Source organism: Halomonas colorata (assembly GCF_014897985.1).
GTDB lineage: Bacteria > Pseudomonadota > Gammaproteobacteria > Pseudomonadales > Halomonadaceae > Vreelandella > Vreelandella colorata.
Map to the genome: position 1 here is coordinate 29,357 of NZ_JABUZA010000001.1, position 15,801 is coordinate 45,157.

The 15,801-nt window shown below is 57.1% G+C and carries 26 protein-coding genes and 1 tRNA gene; 10 read left to right on the forward strand and 17 right to left on the reverse strand.

The annotated features are described in order from the left end of the window. Window positions 1-85: 85 nt before the first annotated feature. Window positions 86-1,204: a tRNA guanosine(34) transglycosylase Tgt gene (gene tgt / locus INT33_RS00155; RefSeq protein WP_456064846.1), complete on the reverse strand. Its 1,119-nt coding sequence runs from the start codon at window positions 1,202-1,204 to the stop codon at window positions 86-88. 78 nt (window positions 1,205-1,282) lie between these two features. Then, window positions 1,283-2,314: a tRNA preQ1(34) S-adenosylmethionine ribosyltransferase-isomerase QueA gene (gene queA / locus INT33_RS00160; RefSeq protein WP_193090821.1), complete on the reverse strand. Its 1,032-nt coding sequence runs from the start codon at window positions 2,312-2,314 to the stop codon at window positions 1,283-1,285. Window positions 2,315-2,426: 112 nt separating this feature from the next. Between queA and INT33_RS00165 the strand changes: the two genes are divergently transcribed. Continuing rightward, a tRNA-Leu gene (locus INT33_RS00165) sits at window positions 2,427-2,513 on the forward strand. Window positions 2,514-2,639: 126 nt separating this feature from the next. Here INT33_RS00165 and INT33_RS00170 read toward each other — a convergent pair. The 12 genes from INT33_RS00170 to INT33_RS00225 form a co-directional block, all read right to left on the reverse strand. Then, entirely contained in the window at window positions 2,640-3,659 is a 1,020-nt protein-coding gene (locus INT33_RS00170; protein ID WP_193090822.1) for a tyrosine-type recombinase/integrase, read from the reverse strand. Window positions 3,660-3,845: 186 nt separating this feature from the next. After that, on the reverse strand, window positions 3,846-4,358 hold the full coding sequence (locus INT33_RS00175) for a hypothetical protein (protein WP_193090823.1): 513 nt from the start codon (window positions 4,356-4,358) through the stop codon (window positions 3,846-3,848). Further along, window positions 4,355-5,128, reverse strand: coding sequence for an Mce/MlaD family protein (locus tag INT33_RS00180; RefSeq protein WP_193090824.1), 774 nt, complete (start codon window positions 5,126-5,128; stop codon window positions 4,355-4,357). Before INT33_RS00180 ends, INT33_RS00175 begins: the two co-directional genes overlap by 4 nt. Beyond that, the gene (locus INT33_RS00185; RefSeq protein ID WP_193090825.1) at window positions 5,125-5,493 is read right to left on the reverse strand and encodes a hypothetical protein; all 369 of its coding nucleotides are present in this window, start codon (window positions 5,491-5,493) and stop codon (window positions 5,125-5,127) included. The genes INT33_RS00180 and INT33_RS00185 overlap by 4 nt, the downstream gene beginning before the upstream one ends. Continuing rightward, complete coding sequence (locus INT33_RS00190; RefSeq protein ID WP_193090826.1) at window positions 5,490-5,786, reverse strand: hypothetical protein; 297 nt, start codon at window positions 5,784-5,786, stop codon at window positions 5,490-5,492. Before INT33_RS00190 ends, INT33_RS00185 begins: the two co-directional genes overlap by 4 nt. Then, window positions 5,783-6,382, reverse strand: a complete 600-nt coding sequence (locus INT33_RS00195) for a hypothetical protein (RefSeq protein WP_193090827.1) — start codon at window positions 6,380-6,382, stop codon at window positions 5,783-5,785. The genes INT33_RS00190 and INT33_RS00195 overlap by 4 nt, the downstream gene beginning before the upstream one ends. After that, a complete protein-coding gene (locus INT33_RS00200) occupies window positions 6,379-6,672 on the reverse strand; it encodes a hypothetical protein (protein WP_193090828.1) in 294 nt (97 codons plus the stop codon). Before INT33_RS00200 ends, INT33_RS00195 begins: the two co-directional genes overlap by 4 nt. Further along, window positions 6,669-7,616, reverse strand: a complete 948-nt coding sequence (locus tag INT33_RS00205; protein ID WP_193090829.1) for a recombination-associated protein RdgC — start codon at window positions 7,614-7,616, stop codon at window positions 6,669-6,671. The genes INT33_RS00200 and INT33_RS00205 overlap by 4 nt, the downstream gene beginning before the upstream one ends. A gap of 1 nt (window position 7,617) precedes the next feature. After that, complete coding sequence (locus INT33_RS00210; protein WP_193090830.1) at window positions 7,618-7,911, reverse strand: hypothetical protein; 294 nt, start codon at window positions 7,909-7,911, stop codon at window positions 7,618-7,620. Window positions 7,912-7,992: 81 nt separating this feature from the next. Continuing rightward, window positions 7,993-8,310 (reverse strand): hypothetical protein, encoded by a 318-nt coding sequence (locus tag INT33_RS00215; RefSeq protein WP_193090831.1) that lies wholly within the window; start codon window positions 8,308-8,310, stop codon window positions 7,993-7,995. Beyond that, window positions 8,307-8,924, reverse strand: a complete 618-nt coding sequence (locus INT33_RS00220) for a hypothetical protein (RefSeq protein ID WP_193090832.1) — start codon at window positions 8,922-8,924, stop codon at window positions 8,307-8,309. Before INT33_RS00220 ends, INT33_RS00215 begins: the two co-directional genes overlap by 4 nt. Window positions 8,925-8,934: 10 nt before the next feature. Beyond that, a complete protein-coding gene (locus INT33_RS00225) occupies window positions 8,935-9,258 on the reverse strand; it encodes a hypothetical protein (RefSeq protein ID WP_193090833.1) in 324 nt (107 codons plus the stop codon). On the opposite strand from INT33_RS00225, the gene INT33_RS00230 reads away from it, so the two are divergent. Further along, window positions 9,243-9,530 carry a hypothetical protein gene (locus INT33_RS00230; protein ID WP_193090834.1) on the forward strand — a complete coding sequence of 96 codons (288 nt, stop codon included), beginning with the start codon at window positions 9,243-9,245 and terminating at the stop codon, window positions 9,528-9,530. The genes INT33_RS00225 and INT33_RS00230 overlap by 16 nt on opposite strands. On the opposite strand, the gene INT33_RS00235 is transcribed toward INT33_RS00230, so the two are convergent. The 3 genes from INT33_RS00235 to INT33_RS00245 form a co-directional block, all read right to left on the reverse strand. Continuing rightward, entirely contained in the window at window positions 9,521-9,907 is a 387-nt protein-coding gene (locus INT33_RS00235; RefSeq protein WP_193090835.1) for a response regulator transcription factor, read from the reverse strand. The genes INT33_RS00230 and INT33_RS00235 overlap by 10 nt on opposite strands. 140 nt (window positions 9,908-10,047) lie before the next feature. Next, window positions 10,048-10,707, reverse strand: a complete 660-nt coding sequence (locus tag INT33_RS00240) for a type VI secretion system-associated protein TagO (protein ID WP_193090836.1) — start codon at window positions 10,705-10,707, stop codon at window positions 10,048-10,050. A gap of 13 nt (window positions 10,708-10,720) precedes the next feature. Further along, a complete protein-coding gene (locus INT33_RS00245; protein ID WP_193090837.1) occupies window positions 10,721-11,416 on the reverse strand; it encodes a LexA family protein in 696 nt (231 codons plus the stop codon). Between the two features lie 62 nt (window positions 11,417-11,478). Here INT33_RS00245 and INT33_RS00250 point away from each other — a divergent pair, with 62 nt between their 5' ends. The 8 genes from INT33_RS00250 (at window position 11,479) to INT33_RS00285 (ending at window position 15,798) form a co-directional block, all read left to right on the forward strand. Next, window positions 11,479-11,757, forward strand: coding sequence for a helix-turn-helix domain-containing protein (locus INT33_RS00250; protein WP_193090838.1), 279 nt, complete (start codon window positions 11,479-11,481; stop codon window positions 11,755-11,757). 82 nt (window positions 11,758-11,839) lie between these two features. Then, entirely contained in the window at window positions 11,840-12,781 is a 942-nt protein-coding gene (locus INT33_RS00255; RefSeq protein WP_193090839.1) for a helix-turn-helix domain-containing protein, read from the forward strand. A gap of 1 nt (window position 12,782) precedes the next feature. Continuing rightward, window positions 12,783-13,415 (forward strand): replication protein P, encoded by a 633-nt coding sequence (locus tag INT33_RS00260; protein ID WP_193090840.1) that lies wholly within the window; start codon window positions 12,783-12,785, stop codon window positions 13,413-13,415. A gap of 2 nt (window positions 13,416-13,417) precedes the next feature. Next, entirely contained in the window at window positions 13,418-13,744 is a 327-nt protein-coding gene (locus INT33_RS00265; RefSeq protein WP_193090841.1) for a helix-turn-helix domain-containing protein, read from the forward strand. Next, window positions 13,731-14,342: a hypothetical protein gene (locus tag INT33_RS00270; RefSeq protein WP_193090842.1), complete on the forward strand. Its 612-nt coding sequence runs from the start codon at window positions 13,731-13,733 to the stop codon at window positions 14,340-14,342. The genes INT33_RS00265 and INT33_RS00270 overlap by 14 nt, the downstream gene beginning before the upstream one ends. A gap of 111 nt (window positions 14,343-14,453) precedes the next feature. Beyond that, the gene (locus tag INT33_RS00275) at window positions 14,454-14,753 is read left to right on the forward strand and encodes a hypothetical protein (protein ID WP_193090843.1); all 300 of its coding nucleotides are present in this window, start codon (window positions 14,454-14,456) and stop codon (window positions 14,751-14,753) included. Next, a complete protein-coding gene (locus INT33_RS00280; RefSeq protein WP_226940016.1) occupies window positions 14,750-15,271 on the forward strand; it encodes an HNH endonuclease in 522 nt (173 codons plus the stop codon). The genes INT33_RS00275 and INT33_RS00280 overlap by 4 nt, the downstream gene beginning before the upstream one ends. After that, window positions 15,268-15,798: a VRR-NUC domain-containing protein gene (locus INT33_RS00285; protein WP_193090844.1), complete on the forward strand. Its 531-nt coding sequence runs from the start codon at window positions 15,268-15,270 to the stop codon at window positions 15,796-15,798. The genes INT33_RS00280 and INT33_RS00285 overlap by 4 nt, the downstream gene beginning before the upstream one ends. Window positions 15,799-15,801 lie beyond the last annotated feature (3 nt).

A 15,801-nucleotide genomic window follows, 5' to 3' on the forward strand; every position in this document is an offset into this window, starting at 1 on the left:
AAATGGGTGAAAGGGTTAGAAGAGGCGCTGATTAACGCTTAGGTTGATGAGCGCCCCTTTGCTCACCCGCCAAAGCGGGTGAACTCTATTCGGCTAGGGGAGGCACCGGTAGGCCGCGCCGGGCATAAAAGCCTTCCACAAAGGTCGTCAATGTACCCGCTTCGATTGCCGCGCGCAAATCAGCCATTACACGCTGGTAGTAGCGCAGGTTGTGGATGGTATTGAGCATCGAACCCAGCATTTCGTTGCAGCGGTCCAGGTGGTGAAGATAGCCGCGCGAGAAATTCTTGCAGGTATAGCAGTCACAACCTTCTTCAAGGGGACTGGTGTCATGGCGATGCTTGGCGTTGCGAATCTTGACCGTGCCATCGGCAGTAAACAGGTGGCCGTTACGCGCGTTGCGGGTCGGCATCACGCAGTCAAACATATCCACACCGCGGCGCACGCCTTCCACAAGATCCTCAGGCTTGCCTACGCCCATGAGATAGCGGGGTTTATCGTCAGGCATCCAGGTGGGCAGATAGTCGAGCACCTTGATCATTTCTTCTTTCGGCTCGCCGACGGAAAGCCCGCCAATCGCCAGACCGTCAAAGCCGATCTCTAAAAGCCCTTTGAGCGAGCGCTCGCGAAGCTCAGGGTGCATGCCGCCTTGGATGATGCCGAAAAGTGCTGAAGGCGAGTCGCCGTGGGCATCGCGGGAGCGCTTTGCCCAGCGCAGTGACAGCTCCATGGATTTCTCGGCTTCCTCATAAGTGGCCGGGTAGGGCGTGCACTCGTCAAAGATCATCACGACATCAGAGCCCAGCGAGCGCTGCACGGCCATGGACTCTTCGGGACCCATAAACACCTTGCTGCCATCTACCGGCGAGCGGAAATGCACGCCCTGCTCGGTGATTTTACGCATCTCGCCAAGCGAAAATACCTGGAAGCCGCCGGAATCGGTGAGGATCGGCTTATCCCACTGGGCGAAGTCGTGCAGGTCGCCGTGGGCTTCAATGACCTCGGTGCCCGGGCGCAGCCATAGGTGAAAGGTATTGCCCAGGATGATTTCAGCGCCGATTTCCTTGATGGAATCCGGCGTCATGCCTTTTACGGTGCCGTAAGTACCCACCGGCATAAACGCGGGGGTTTCAACCGTGCCACGGGGGAAGTGAAGGCGACCGCGCCGAGCGCGGCCATCGTCGGCCAGGCGCTCAAAGCGCATAAAGCATTCGTTTCGCATTGTCGTAACTCGTTTAGTAATCATCGATAAAGCGGTGTTGCGGCTTTTACAGGGTAGCCGCTAGCGGGTAAGCAGCATCGCATCACCATAACTAAAGAAAGCGTAGCGTTCGGCAACTGCTTCACGGTAGGCGTTCATCATCGTGTCATAGCCGGCAAACGCCGACACCAGCATCAAAAGCGTCGATTCCGGCAGGTGGAAGTTGGTAATCAACGCATCCACACAGCGCCACTCATAGCCTGGATAGATGAAGATATCCGTATCCCCGCTGTAGGGCGCTATCTGCCCGTCATCGCTTTTCTGGCAGGCGCTTTCCAGACAGCGCACGCTGGTGGTGCCCACCGCAATCACCCGGTTGCCCGCCGCTTGCGCCTCGCGTACCTGCTGGCAGGCGGCTTCCGACACCTCAATCCACTCGCTGTGCATATGGTGTTCAAGAATATTGTCCACCCGCACCGGCTGAAAGGTGCCCGCGCCCACGTGCAGAGTGACAAACGCGCTGTTGATGCCTTTTTCAGCCAGGGCATCCAGCATCGGCTGATCAAAATGCAGGCCCGCCGTGGGGGCGGCCACGGCGCCATCGCGGCGGGCGTAAACGGTTTGGTAACGCTCGCGGTCGCTGAGTTCGTCTTCCCGGGTGATATAGGGCGGCAACGGCATATGGCCATGCTGCTCTAATAGCGCGATCATCGGCGTATCACCCAAAAAGCGCAGCTCAAACAGCGCATCGCGGCGGCCTTCCACCACGGCGTGAATATCACCTTCAAAAATCAGCTCGGTGCCGGGCTTGGGCGATTTGCTCGAGCGGATATGCGCCAGGCCCCGATGGCTATCCAGCGGGCGCTCAAGCAGCATCTCTACCTTGCCGCCGCTGGCTTTATGGCCGTGCAGGCGGGCGGGGATCACGCGGGTATCGTTAAATACCAGCAAATCGCCGGGATTTAGGCGCTCAAGAAGATCCGTAAACTGGCGATGCTCAAGCGCGCCGCTCTGACCATCCACGCACAGCAAACGGCAGTCGCTGCGCTGTTCAGAAGGGTAGCGAGCAATCAGCTCATCGGGTAGCTCGAAATAAAAGTCCGCGCGCTGCATGGGTTGGCTCTTAACAGTGGTCAAACAGGCGGCATAGGATACCCCCTTCGCTAGATAAAGTCAGTCAATGTGATTGACCTCAAGGGTTATCTCCGTATAATGCGCATCCATTGCCGGTGTGGCGGAATTGGTAGACGCAGCGGATTCAAAATCCGCCGCCTTTACGGGTGTGCCAGTTCGAGTCTGGCCACCGGCACCATCTTTATATTCAGGGGCTTAGGCCCCTTTTTTTATGCCTGTCGTTTGGTCTTACTTAGCGCTTGGTCGCAGTTTGGTCGCATGTCGCCGCATTTTGGTCGCACCTGCTGCGGCTTAAAGCTTCCGATTAATGCCTGACAATAATCGGCTGGTCGCTAACAATTTCACCTAATTTCGGCAGTCTTGCGCCAATTCCATCAAGGTCCCGGTCAAACATATGCGTATACCGGCTGGTCACCAGCAAACTGGAATGCCCCAGCAGATCCCGCACCCGCGTCATGCTCTCGCCTGCCTGGGCTAACAGGCTCGCGTAGCTGTGGCGTAGGTCATGAAACCGTAGATCCTTTCTCCCGATCACCGTCCTTGCAGTTTCGAACGTATGCCGTATCGTGTAATGCGCGCTCTTAAAGGGCAGGTCTCGCAACCACTCTTGCGCATCCAGCGGTACCGGTACCACTCGGGCCTTGCCGCTTTTCGTCTGGTTTGGTCGCAGTATAATGCGGCCGCCGCTGACGTTAGACGGATCCAGCGATAACAGCTCGCCCTGTCGCAGCCCTGTCACGGCTGCCAGGGCGATGACTTTCTTATCATCGCCACGGCTATCGGGTATTGCCTGCAACAACCTCCGCAAATCCCCCTCAGTTAGATAAACATGCCGCTCGTTTTTCGGGTTGGGCTTCTTGAGCTTGTCTCCCAACGGCTGACTTATCCACTCCCACTCTCTGTACGCCAGGTTGAGCACCCGTTTTACAACCTGTACGTGGTTGTTAATTGTGCTCTGACTGCGCCCTCGCTGGCGCAGGTCTTTCGCCATCTGCCGGGCTTTGTCGACCGACTCTATACCCAACATCACGCTAGGGCCCATGTATGCCACCACGGGCTTAATGGCTTTAACCTGGCTGGTTACATCGTATTCATCTATCCAACGCTCAACCCCTTCGAGGAAGGTGCGCCGTAGCTGGCGCCCCATGACCTCTCCGTTAAAGCGGGCATCGTTTATTGCAGCGAGCCGTGCCGCTGCGTACTCGTCGGCCTGGCGCTTACCTTCCTTGGTGCCTTCAAACGAGCATTGATGTCGCTTACCGTTGTGCGTTTCCGTGACGATCCATTTGTCGCGGCTTTCTCTGTATCGGACTGTGATTCCCATTTGCGTTCCTCGTCGTGCTGAGGGCCGCGCTTGCGGCTGAGAGCGTAGCGCGTTACATCGTCGCTATCAAAGCGAACCGCTGTTCCGATCGTAATAAATCCGATGCGCGACTTGTTCGAATAGACCCAGCTGGATGACACGCCAAGCAGGGTGGCCACGTCCTGTGGAGTCAGTAGTGGTTGCATGTCAGTCTCCTGTATGCCGCTGGCCACCAGGGCCATAGCCAGTGCTTTCGCGCCATGCCTGCTCATTACGCGCCGTGCTTTCGATGATGGCCTGCTGGCGCTCCTGCTCGAGAAGCGCCTGAACTGCTGGGTTGTCTGCGATGCGCTGCAAGCTTTCCAGCTTTTCCCGTAGCGGGGTGATGATCGTTAAGGCGATGTCTGCAACGTCCCACTGTTCAGTTGCTTGCTCGCCGTCTCCTTTCACTTTTCCCAGTCCGTAGCAGTGGCCGCACGGCTTGTACTTAACGCCTTTGATGGGATCGATGCCGCTACCCAGGCACAGGGGGCAGTCGTCTTTTTCTAACCGTCTCCATCCAGCCTCCCATTCATGTAGCTTGGCGATGCTATCAATACCCTTGTCCAGGTCCCGATAAAGCACTAGCCACTCATTTTCGAGTTCACCGGTGCCCTGGTGCTGGGCAGCTTCGTAATACTTCCCACCGCTAATGCGGTGGGTGTGAGTGGGCTGGGTCATTGCTGGGCCTCTGCTTTATCTGCCTGCTCACGCATCCAGTCGGCACACTGGCTCGCATCCCACATATCGCCAGCTTCTGCATCTGGTGCTTCATCCGCTTCAAGCTTATCGGCGTATTCTCTTAGAATGTTGGCATCGTGGCGGGCTAGAGTGGTGGTGGGCTTTTCTTCAGCGGCTTTATAAACTCGGTTTACCAGCATTGCGCATTTCACGGCCCACTTATGCAGCGGCAGGTCAGTCTTGTTTTCACAAGCATTAGCTAAAGCCACGGCATTTGAAGAGAGCGCTTCAACATGCGCCGCCAGCGCGTCGCGCTCTTCGACTAACTCTTTAACCAGGACAGGCTCACAGCCCACAATCTCATTGCCCAGCACTTGCTGAATTTCACCCAGCGTTTCGCAAGCGGCGGCAAACATGCGTTTGTGCCTGTTCAGATCCTCGACCACGGCGTTTACGCCTTCGTGAGCTGCGCCAATATCATCACCATTGCCTGTCATTTCCGCGATGGCGTTAAGGTGGCTGTGGTATTCGTCGCGCTCGTGCATCAACTTAGCGTTCATCCTTATTTGCTCTTCATTCTGCTGACTTAATTGGGTGTTGCTGTCAGCCATCGCATCGCGTTCAGCTTTTAATCCCTCCGCGTGGATCGAGGCGGTAGCGCCTGATGCAATACGGCTCATTTCCCGCCAGAACTCACCGGCGTTGTAGTTGCTCAGATCCCGCAATAAAATCTTTAGCTTTCCACGCGCGTAGTTGTGATCGATGCTCACGCTTTCTTCCTCCCGTGCTCTGAGTAATGGCGGTAGGCTAGTTCCGTCAGCTCGTATTTCTTTTCTAGCGCGCCTTTTACTTCTTGTATCAGCGTTGCCGCCAGTAGCTTTTCTAACGTGGTTAGCACGCGCATGTCAGTCCAGCCACGCCCTTTGCCGGGTCGCCAGCATGACAACAGGTGATCCAGCGACTGAATGCCCACCGGCGAATTGAAAAAGCGCTTTAGCACTATCTCGCCATCCGTCATTCGATCTTCGGCGGCTAGAGCGTCTATTCGTTGCTGCTTTTTACTTGGATCCAGCGCCGGTTCCGTAGCGACATAGCGGGCGTTTGTCTCTATTAGCTCATCAAGTGCTGCACTCATAGCCGCATACCCTCCTGAATCGCTACTCTTGGTTCCGGCCTGTTCACTACGGCAAAGCATTCAATATGCGGATCCGGCGCGTGTGAGTTGCATATCTGCGTTGCGAACACCTGCACGCCATGGCGATCGCACCGGCCGTAAGGTGTGCGGCTTGGCTTTTGCTGTAGCGATGACTGCTGTGTAAACGGGCAATGCTTATCTTCATCAAAGCCAACGTGCTGGTATTGCTGGCAGCTGATGCAGGCTTTGGGCGAGTGCATGAACGGCTCTGTGTTAGGGCGTTGATAGTTCACTGGCTGGCCTCCTTAATCGATGCCACATAGGCAACCCACGCTTCTTTGTCGCACTCAGAGGCGCTCACCGTGTCCGCACCAATTGCCCAACGGGCTGGTTTTTCAGTGCCAGGGGCAAGAACGCAAACTGCGTCTCTGCCGAAGCCATCACGGTGATAATGGGATACCTCAGCGCCTGGGAACTTTGCCCTTGCATCAGCAAGCGCAGCTAGTTCCTGTTCATGCCGGCGCTTTTGCTCGGCCATTTCGTCGTTATGGTGTTGCGCGTTGTAATAAATCCAATCGCCCACGATGACGGGGAGACAGTCAGATTCGGGGTCTTCAATCACGTCTTCGCTGATTCGTTGGCCGCAACATCCGCAGCTAAGCCACCATCCCTCATTCAGCATGGCTTGATGAGGAATACGGCTAGCAGCGGCGTACTGGTCTGCCCATGGTGCGCGTCGGCAAAACTGTACGGATTCCCACTCCACGTTTAATTCGCCAGCACCACGGCGGCGTGCTGAGGCGCTATTTGTATCAAACACGATCACGCAGGTGCCTTCACAGTCTTCCTGAACGTGATAGGCCTTGAGCTGAACGGCTTCTTTGTTCACGGCGCACCTCCAAGCATGCTGCTGGCGCTGGCAATTTGTTTAAGCGGGCGCATTAGGGCGTAACTGCTGGCCTTGATTACGTCCTCTTTACGTGCGCTGCAGGCACGTGCGGCGGCTTTTAGCTCGGCAACGCGGGCAGCTGTATCTGCACCGTTGATTAATGCATTGCCGCGTTTGCCCTGTGCGTAGCGCCGGGACACGGTCGATAGGCTGATGTTGTAGCGGCTGGCTATCTCGCTGAGCATGACGCTATCGCCCTGTTTGGGGTCAGTGGTGTAGATGGCTGTCATGACCGTACCTCGCCCTTAGTTGCCGCCACTTCTTGCTGATTCTCCCCACCCAGCCACTCAATCAGCCGGGCAACGTTATCGCGCAGGCTGCCAGCCATTAGAACGAAGTCAGTTTCAAGGCGGGCTAGGGCGTCGTCGCCATCGTCGGCGTGGTCGGCTTCCTCGATGAGCGCATCACCGAAGCGCAGCGACTTGAGCGCTAGATCGTCGTGAAGCATGAACGTCAGTTGGCCTTCAATGCCGAGCGCCATCTTGCTGGCTTGGCGTCCGCTTTCCAGGAGCTGCTGCATTTCGTCGCTATCCAGATCGACTTGTCGGGCGCGCACTACGCCGTCATCGCCTTTGGCTTTCAGCTCCACACCATCGAGGAGCTGAAGGTCAGCCGGACGGCTAACCGGATCTCCTAGCCACGTGGTCATTGCACGGATTGGAAGCGTCTGGGATGACAGGGGCGTGGCTTTCAGGCTGCCCAATGTTTCGCGTAGCAGATCGAGTACGTCCTCAGCGCGTGAGCGGCTGGCGGCATTGATGCCAATTAGGTTGCGCTCGGTGTCCCACCACAAGTCGATTTTCTGCTGGCGCACAAAGGCGCGGGGTAGTAGCGCTTCGGTGACCTGCTCCTTGAGCGCGGTTTTCTCTTTACGCGTTACCTTGCGGCCTTCACGGGCTTCAATGTCGGCTACCTGCTCGTCGACTTCTTCCTTCACAACCGACGCGGGCAGCATGCGCTCCTGGCGTAGGGCGCTTAGCAGGCGGTGCCCCTGGAGTTCGTGAATCAGCTGGCCACCGCCCAGGCGACCGGCTGGCGCTGCCCAGCCAATACGGCGAGCGTCGGCGTTACCCAGGGGTTTGGTGGCATAGCAGGCCATTTGCTCAGCCAGCTGTATTGCATCGACAGCAGGGGCGGCGTGTAGGCGGTAGAGGTGTAGGCTTTTGAACCACATGTTATTCGCCCTCGCTGTCGCTGGACTCTTCAACCTTGAGCGGGAAATCCCCTATCAGGTGGAGCGCAATTTGAAGGCCGGTTAAAAAGCCTTTGTGCAGATCGGTGCCTGCCTCAAACTGGACGGCATCGCCAAGCTTTATGCCTTTGTCCTTCATGGCGATGATGCCTTCCATCTGATCCCGCACAGCCTGATGGTGTTCCTGGGCGCGCAGCACAAGGCGATACATGTCATCGCCGCCGTGGGCTTCATCAGCAGGCTGGGCTAGTTCATTGAATTGATCGCTGATACTCATGTTATTGATCTACCTGTTTGGGCTGGTCGCCTTTGGCTGGCGCTGGCTGTTTGAAAATTCGGTCGAACTGTTCGTCGAAGGTCATTGCTCGCAGGTCGTCCATACGGTTTTCATGACAGGCTTGCTCTTCCGCATTGCCTTAACTTGCACTGGGTACTTGATGTGCAGGTTTCGGCAGCGACCAGAGCGGCGCGCTATGTCGATAAACTGCTTGGCGAACTGGGGCGCATCGAAAGAGGCGCTGAGCGGCACTTCCTGGTTGCCGCCCATCAGCTTTTCGAAGCGTTCCTGAACACGCTTTTCGTAGTCCTCGATAGGCTCCTGATTCCGGGGGGGCAGGGCGCGCGACATCTGGCGGGCCTTTGCTTCGGTCATGCCGTAAACGCGAAACGTGCTCATGCTGCCTCCTTCTGCTTAGCGGCGTCGTACTGCTGGATAGCCCACACCACGGCGAAGCAGCACCAGATGTAGTGGCCTTTCCATTTCTTGCAGTCGACTTCCCAGAAGTCTTGAAACAGCTCCTTGTCATCGAATCTAAATTCAAGCGCTGCGGTAATGGCGGCATATTCGTTATCAGCTTCGCTAAGCACTTCGCTTTTAACTTCCTCCCAGGCTTCGGCTTTGTCCTCTTCTCCCCAATCCTCAGTGGCATCGTCAAACCACTCTTTAATTTCCGATCGGAACTTCTCAGGCAGCCATTCCTTTGTGATTAAATCGGGCGCTGTATGAGGCCCTGCCTGCACTTTCTCAGCCCAATAAGCTGGATTTATGCCCAGATCGTCATTGCGGAAGAACTCGAACATGTCCTCAACGCGCTGGAATACGTAGCAGCCCATATCGCCACTGATGCAGAGGTAGCCTGGCCACGTGGTGATGTTGAAATGTCGATCGCCACTACCCGGACGCCCGCAATGCAAATGGCGGTGAAAGCCTTCATCGTGAATGATGGTGAGCTGGTGCTCGCTAGTGGTTTCCTGGAAGCGCTCAAGCGGTGTTTTCTGTTGAGTCGTCATCGTCATCACCTCAAAACTGAACAAGCTGTTGAATGGGAGCCGTATCAGGCATGGCTAGCCGTGCTGGCGCTCGGTAGTCGTCGTCGATCGCGGGGCGAGCAGGGCGCATGCCTGGGCATTGCTCGGCGGCGATGTTCCGGTAGTCGGGCTGACCGGTGCGCCGGTTAAGCGGCACGCCCCGCGCCTCTTCGGCTGCCCAGACCGCCGCATCAGTGCAGTAGCTTGTCAGCCACTCCTGCTGGTCCTGTGCTTCGCCCTTCGATAACTGGCCCATTACCAGGACGGCAGCGAACAGGACGCCAGCCCATAGGGTTTTGGATGTTTGAATGCTCACTGGGCACCCCCGATAAATGCGCGGACATCCGCGATGATGGCTTCAATTTCCCTGAGCGCTCGGGCAGTCGTAACGAGGGGAGGCAAGGCGCTGGCGCGTATCAGGCCCGGCGCGCCTTTAATGACGATGTGGGCACCGTTCGCCGAAACGTGGAAATTGGCCGTGTTGGCATTCTTGATGCTGGCGTTTATATCCATGGCCAGGTCTGTCAGCTCATGAATCCGGTTTCGCACCAGCTGCGCGGTGGTTCTCTCTATGATGTTCATACGTAAAGGCTCCCCACATCACGGCGTGAGACGGTGCGGCTAGCGCTTACGCGAGTGCGGGTACGCATCGGCGCGCGGTGGCGGGCATCGCTCATATCGGGGTTAATGGCGCTAACTATCAGCACCAGGAGTAGCGGGGCAATCCATCCACGGCGCATAGCTTCGGCTACGGCGCCAGCGGCCTTGTAAACACCCAGTTTCTGGTAGGCGCGATGTAAACAAGCTTTGACGCTTTCGGGTGAGCGCTGGGTAGCGCGGGCAATTTCTTTGTAGGTGTTGCCAGCGGCCAGCAGCATGAGGTCTTGGGCCTCGGTGCGAGTAAAGCCTAAGCTTCCTCGTTCTGGGTTTACCCTGGCCTGCCAGTTGCCTTGTGTGATTTGCATGTTCCGATCCCCGTAGATGTATCTTGGGATCTATTTAAGTACCTTAAAGGTACATAGTCAAGTATGAATGTTCTTTATTGGTACATATTGGGCCAAAAAAAACCGCCAGTGTAGGCGGCTTTTTTTCGTAAGTTGGGGCGTTACCAGTGGCAGGCTTCGCGCAATGGCGCTATCTCATCTTTTAACTGACTAATGTCGAAAGTCATTGTGATGGGAGATTCACTGTAAGGCGTCGCCCGCATCGTTAACAGCTCTGCATCGAACATGCGCTGAATAACGGGTATAGACTGACCGCCACGCCATAGACCAAGAGACTGATGGTTAGTGGATGCATTCATAGATTTGGTAAACGCTTGCTTGTCATCGATGCGCATCTGCACATGCCCCCAGTCATGATACTGGCTAGAGGTCATGTGATTGCCATTCATCTGCAGCACTAGCGCCGTGGTGTTTTCAACGCACCGTACATAAAGCGTGGCATTGCCTGAAGGGCTGCCGTATCGGCCTGGGATTCGCTCGTTAGATTTGGTGCTTAGAAAAACGCTCTTACTGTCATCCATCGGCGATGTTTCTTCTCTGACTCGCCATGGTGACCGTGGTTTAGGGGGCGGCGCGGGCGTGGCGTCTTCTTGGGGCTCGGGATCGGCAGTTGTCGGAGGTGGCGCTTCTTCTGCAACGGCCAAGCTTGCAGCGCTCGGTTCGGACGTTCTGCTGTCGCTAGGCGAATCATTGTCCTTGGTAAACCAGCCAATAATAAACACGCCCGCCACTATGGTGGCTATGACCTTTAATCCATCCATCCCTACCTCCCCGCTAAAGCTTTGTTTTTGCTTCTACAGCCACCCCGATGATCCGGCACTTCCCATTGCAGTGAATGAGCGGATAGGCAGGGTTTAGAGCTTTTAAGTATTTTTGTCCGCCATCTTCAATCAGCTTTTTGAACGTGGCTTCGTTGCTTTCATCGATCTGGGCTACCACCAGCTTACCTGGTGTAGCTTCAATGCCTGTATCAACAAGAACAAAAGACCCTTCTGGAATGCTAGGCGTGGCGCCCGCTGGCGCCGTCATGGAATCGCCTTTCACTTCTAGCCAGAACGCTTGGCCTTTGGCCTGATAATCGGTTGCTTCATGGCGCTCTTCCATGCCTGCAGGATAGGGCACAACGCAATCGGCAAAGTGTCCCGCTTGAATGGCTGATATGACAGGGTACCGGTAATAGCGGATGGGCTGGGCAGTAGGCGCTGTGTTGGCGTGGTAGTAGGCGCCACCGTCCTGCCGAACTGAATCACTGTAGTCGTAATCTAGCCAGCCGGTCGGCTTCCCAAAGCACGTTTCAATATGGCGCGCGAGCCTATTACCAATGTTCTTGGTGGGGTTGGCGCCCATTAAGCGGCTTATCTGGGTCGGCTCACGGTCAATTTTATGTGCAAATTGCGTGTTTCCGCCTACTTGCTCAGCAAGCCCGCGCGCGTTTTCGAGTCGTATTTGGGTGATTTCTTTCATGTTCATATTGAACGCTATTTGTACTCTATAGGTACAGTGCCTTTACGGTACAGTTTAACCGAGCTACTATGTACCAAATTGGTACTCAGGAGGGCGGCAAAATGGGCCATAGCTCAAAAACGGAAAGCTCGAACCGTGAATATTGGAAGTCTTTAACAGTCGCACAACGCGAAGCAATCGCGGCCAATGCAGACACCTCAGTCGAGTATCTGCGCCAAGTGCTGATGTATGAGCGCCAGCCAAGCGCCGATCTAGCTAAGCGCCTTGAAGAAGCGACAGGCGCTGCTCTTACTCGCCGAACGTTGCGGCCTGATCTGTTCGCAGACATGCAGGTAGCGCCGCAATGAATCCAGTTTATGCAATTCGCCCGCTAACAACATCGCCCAGGCAGGGGGTGTTTAGGCGTACAGGTTTTCGTGAGGTGTGCCTATGAGCCTTCACGCCATGCACTGGGCGCGCCAGTCTCTCAAGACGTTGCCCAGTGAAGTTAAAGCCCCTGCGCGGCTGGCGCTCATGCTGTTGGCTGACTACGCAGACGAACAGCACACCAGTTGGCCGTCCATCAACACCATGGCCCTTGAAATGGGTTGTTCAGTGCGAAGCGTTCAGCGCGCTATTGATCTGCTCGAGCAGCATGGTCTGGTGCGTGTTGAAAGCCGCCAAGCGAAGAACGGCAGGCAGATGAGTAACCGGTATTTCCTGGCTGTCGGGGGTCTGTTTGTAGGGTGTCAATCTGACACCCCTACTATATCTGCCCAAAACGGGGAGGGTGACAATATGACACCCACCGAGGGTGTCAATTTGACAGGGAAGGGTGTCACCGGTGACAGGGGGAGGGTGTCACCCGTGTCACCCCTTGACTCTACCAATAGGACTCTACCACTAAAACCCACTCTCACTGCGGGCGAGGCTGAGCCGACGATCTTCGAACGTGCAGCCCGACAGGCTGACGACGGCGAACCCGCCGCCGACCCCATGACCTCGCCACGCAAAACCGCGATGACCCTCGATTGGGAACCGGATCAGGAAGTCTACTGGATTGCGTGCTACCAGCGCGGGCTGGCGCCGGACGCGAACGTATTCGACGCCCTGGCCGACTTCCGCGAGCATTTCGCCGCTCAATCCAGCCGCACGATGACACACGCCGAGTGGACCCGCCGCTTTGCGCGCTGGGTCGCCGAAAACGCCAAGCGCCAGCAAGCCCAGCAAACCACCGTCGCCACTTCCGGAGGCCATCATGCATCACGCCGCAACAGCACTCCAAAACGCCGTCTTACCGCTCAGGAAGCGCGAGCAGCCGCCGAAGGTCGAGCGCCAGAGCCGCCAGGGCAAACACTCGACGGCGAGTGGTCCAGCGCTAACGGCTGGTGACGTGGACGAACTGTTCAACGTTATGGGGGAGCTGTTCGGCAACAAGTTCTCCAGCCAGTGGGGCGCGTTTGATGAGACCGGCGCTTGGTGGGCCGAGCTGCAGCACGTTACGCCCGGGCAACTGGCGATCGGCATCCGCCGCGTGCGCCAGCAGATCCAAGACGCCGCGCGCCAGAGCGACGAGGTGTGGCCACCCATGCCTGTAGCGTTCGCCGCCCTGTGCCAGCCCAAGCCGGAAGATATGGGCCTGCCCGCTGAAGCTGATGCCTGGCGAGAAGCCACCGCCAACGCCCACCAGCCCGGCAAGCACGCATGGAGCCATGAAGCGGTACGCCTTGCCGGTGCTGCCGTGGGCTGGTGGGAACTGACCCATGGTGGTGGTGAATCCCGCGCCAGCCGTCAAGAAAGCCGTTTCCGGAAGGAATACACAGCCCTGGTTAACCGCGTCATGAACGGCGAGCAGCTGCAAGCCCGCACCCTCATCGGCCACGACAGCCAGTTGAGCCGCGCCGAGCTAGCCGAGCGCGCCAGCCGTGAAGCGGCACAAAAACAGGCCGAAGCCGCCGGGCTTCCCGATCGCATGAATTCAGAGCAGGGCATGCGCTCAGTGCGCGCCGCCTTAGGAGGTCGTTAATCATGAATACCGCAGCAATGCAGCCCACCGGGCGCGAAGTATCCGCCGAGGCTTTCCACGACCATCGCAAAAGCGGCCGCCTGTGCGCCAGCCAAAACGCGGTACTGGAAGCGCTCACCGCTGGCCCGATGACCCGCAACCAGCTAGCAGGCCGTGCCGCGCTTCCGCTTTCAAGTGTTTGTGGCCGCTGCCGTGAATTGCTCGATGCAGATCTGATTACCGTGATGGGTACCACGCAAGACAAGCCCGCTCGCCAGCTGCTGCAGCTGACCGATAAGGGGCGTGTCGTCGCGCATAGCGAGGAGGGCGCAAACGATGCCGCTAAGTAACGTTGAACGCCAGGTGCTCGAGCATGTGTGCCGTGAGGGCAAGAAATGCCGTGGCGGGGTGCCCACTGCTATGGTTATCCGTCTGATGGCGCCCTATGCCTCCGTAGCAACCGTTGGAGCATTGCACGCGCTAAAGAGCGAGGAATTGCTTTCAGTTACGGGTGCTAGTGAGCATAACCGCGGCTGGATGGCCACGACCAAGGGGCATGCCGAGCTGGCGCTTGATCCGGCCGACCTCGACCCTATTCATCATGATGCTGTGGAAGCGCTGCCAACTGATTTTGTTAGCCATGGTGGTGATGTGGTTTTGTCAGACGAGGTTATCGAGCGATTGTCTGTTGCGCCTGCCCGCTGCTTTGACCTAACGCACCGCGTCTTTTCACAGGATGAGATCGCCAAGGGCTATCACGTGCCCACTAGGCAGTTCTTCAATCTATCCATTAGCACTGACCTGCTAGACCGCTGCGCCGCCATGAACGCGACACTGCTGGCGCAAGCTGAGAAGGCCCACGCTGCGGGTGATACTGACGCATGGCGTGATCTGGCGTGGCTTATTGAAACCGGTAAGCAGCTGGTGGCGGTCGGGGGTGAGGCATGACGCTTTTTTTCGTAGGTGTTGGCGTTGGTATCACAATAGGGCTGGTCGTCTCATTTGCATTTCTGCACTGGCTTTTAAGGGGTGGTCCAGAGGATGTGGAGGGCTCGTTAGATGACCGATAATGCTCCCAAAGGCGGACTTTACGCCCGTAAATCAGCCATGCTGTGCCAAAATCGGCGCTTTGGGCTGTATCTAGACCAGCGCCGCCGCCGCGTGCATCAAGTGCCCGTCGAGAACATGCCTGATGGCACCCACACGCCCGAGGATTGCGCGGATTTTATACGCCAATCGTGCGGTGTTGAGAGCCGCGCCGAGATCGACCATAACGACGCTGCGCGGGTCATGCTCGACCGCATCATGGCCGACTACAGCAAATGGGAGCGCCAGCAGAGCGTAGGGGGTGATGTGTGAAGCGTTTAACCAAAGCGCAGCGCGCAGAGCTGTACGGCATGTTTGATGGGTGCTGTGCCTATTGCGGCGAAGACCTAGGCACGCGTTGGCATGCTGACCATGTTAAGGCTGTACGTCGTCGTCATGAGCTATACCGTGATGGCTCACCAGGCTACAAGACTCGGCTTGTAGGTGCCGATAAACCTGAGAACCATACCATTGAGAACTTCATGCCAGCCTGCGCTCCCTGCAACCTATCTAAAGCTACCTACAGCATTGAGCAGTGGCGCGATGTTCTTGCTGGCTATGTGGGGGCATTAGATAGAAACGCGCCTACCTATCGGATGGCTAAAAAGCATGGGCTGATTGTAGAGACTGACATTCGAGTGGAGTTTCACTTTGAAAAGCTGGCCGTAGCGCGTGAGCAAGACTCGCTGCGTGTTCAAGAGCGCCGAGCGAGAAACCCACATTTGAAAACACCACCACCACCGCCACCTCGAACAGAGCTGGATAGCTGGCGCCAGCGGGGTTATGTATGACGAACTCAAGTATTCCACCGGCCCGCACGCCGCCACCGCCACGCCGCCGAGTACTCAAAACCAACGCGGATGGCTCCCCACGAAAGCGCCCGGTCGATTGGGAGGGTAACGAACAGGCCGTGCTCATGCGCTGGCTGCTGGGCGAGAAGATGCGCGGCGAACCGGCAGGCCAGCTTTACGACGCTACCTACCACGTGCCCAACGGTGGCCAGCGCTCGAAAAGCACTGGGGCGGCAATGAAGCGCCAGGGCGTGAAGAGCGGTGTTAGCGATCTGGTGGTGATGGATGCTCGCGGCGGGTGGCATGGCCTGTACATGGAGTTCAAAGCCTCGCCCCCGCATACGGCAGCACTGGCAGAGAGCCAGCGTGAATGGCTGGCGCGGGCAGAGGAGCGCGGTTATTGCGCTGTGCTGGCTGTAGGGCTTGAGGAAGCTAAGCGCCTGCTGGATAACTACGCGTGTTTAGGCCCTTCATATAGCCATTACACGAAAGCAAATATTGGCGGCACAGATTGGAGAAAGGGCTAATGG

What these genes read in the sequence shown, in the direction of transcription:
- tgt (WP_456064846.1), bottom strand. Translation starts at nt 1,204, where the DNA reads ATGCGCTTTGAGCGCCTGGCCGACGATGGCCGCGCTCGGCGCGGTCGC.
- queA (WP_193090821.1), bottom strand. Translation starts at nt 2,314, where the DNA reads ATGCAGCGCGCGGACTTTTATTTCGAGCTACCCGATGAGCTGATTGCT.
- INT33_RS00170 (WP_193090822.1), bottom strand. Translation starts at nt 3,659, where the DNA reads ATGGGAATCACAGTCCGATACAGAGAAAGCCGCGACAAATGGATCGTC.
- INT33_RS00175 (WP_193090823.1), bottom strand. Translation starts at nt 4,358, where the DNA reads ATGACCCAGCCCACTCACACCCACCGCATTAGCGGTGGGAAGTATTAC.
- INT33_RS00185 (WP_193090825.1), bottom strand. Translation starts at nt 5,493, where the DNA reads ATGAGTGCAGCACTTGATGAGCTAATAGAGACAAACGCCCGCTATGTC.
- INT33_RS00200 (WP_193090828.1), bottom strand. Translation starts at nt 6,672, where the DNA reads ATGACAGCCATCTACACCACTGACCCCAAACAGGGCGATAGCGTCATG.
- INT33_RS00205 (WP_193090829.1), bottom strand. Translation starts at nt 7,616, where the DNA reads ATGTGGTTCAAAAGCCTACACCTCTACCGCCTACACGCCGCCCCTGCT.
- INT33_RS00210 (WP_193090830.1), bottom strand. Translation starts at nt 7,911, where the DNA reads ATGAGTATCAGCGATCAATTCAATGAACTAGCCCAGCCTGCTGATGAA.
- INT33_RS00215 (WP_193090831.1), bottom strand. Translation starts at nt 8,310, where the DNA reads ATGAGCACGTTTCGCGTTTACGGCATGACCGAAGCAAAGGCCCGCCAG.
- INT33_RS00220 (WP_193090832.1), bottom strand. Translation starts at nt 8,924, where the DNA reads ATGACGACTCAACAGAAAACACCGCTTGAGCGCTTCCAGGAAACCACT.
- INT33_RS00230 (WP_193090834.1), top strand. Translation starts at nt 9,243, where the DNA reads ATGTTTGAATGCTCACTGGGCACCCCCGATAAATGCGCGGACATCCGC.
- INT33_RS00235 (WP_193090835.1), bottom strand. Translation starts at nt 9,907, where the DNA reads ATGCAAATCACACAAGGCAACTGGCAGGCCAGGGTAAACCCAGAACGA.
- INT33_RS00240 (WP_193090836.1), bottom strand. Translation starts at nt 10,707, where the DNA reads ATGGATGGATTAAAGGTCATAGCCACCATAGTGGCGGGCGTGTTTATT.
- INT33_RS00245 (WP_193090837.1), bottom strand. Translation starts at nt 11,416, where the DNA reads ATGAACATGAAAGAAATCACCCAAATACGACTCGAAAACGCGCGCGGG.
- INT33_RS00250 (WP_193090838.1), top strand. Translation starts at nt 11,479, where the DNA reads ATGTACCAAATTGGTACTCAGGAGGGCGGCAAAATGGGCCATAGCTCA.
- INT33_RS00255 (WP_193090839.1), top strand. Translation starts at nt 11,840, where the DNA reads ATGAGCCTTCACGCCATGCACTGGGCGCGCCAGTCTCTCAAGACGTTG.
- INT33_RS00265 (WP_193090841.1), top strand. Translation starts at nt 13,418, where the DNA reads ATGAATACCGCAGCAATGCAGCCCACCGGGCGCGAAGTATCCGCCGAG.
- INT33_RS00270 (WP_193090842.1), top strand. Translation starts at nt 13,731, where the DNA reads ATGCCGCTAAGTAACGTTGAACGCCAGGTGCTCGAGCATGTGTGCCGT.
- INT33_RS00275 (WP_193090843.1), top strand. Translation starts at nt 14,454, where the DNA reads ATGACCGATAATGCTCCCAAAGGCGGACTTTACGCCCGTAAATCAGCC.
- INT33_RS00285 (WP_193090844.1), top strand. Translation starts at nt 15,268, where the DNA reads ATGACGAACTCAAGTATTCCACCGGCCCGCACGCCGCCACCGCCACGC.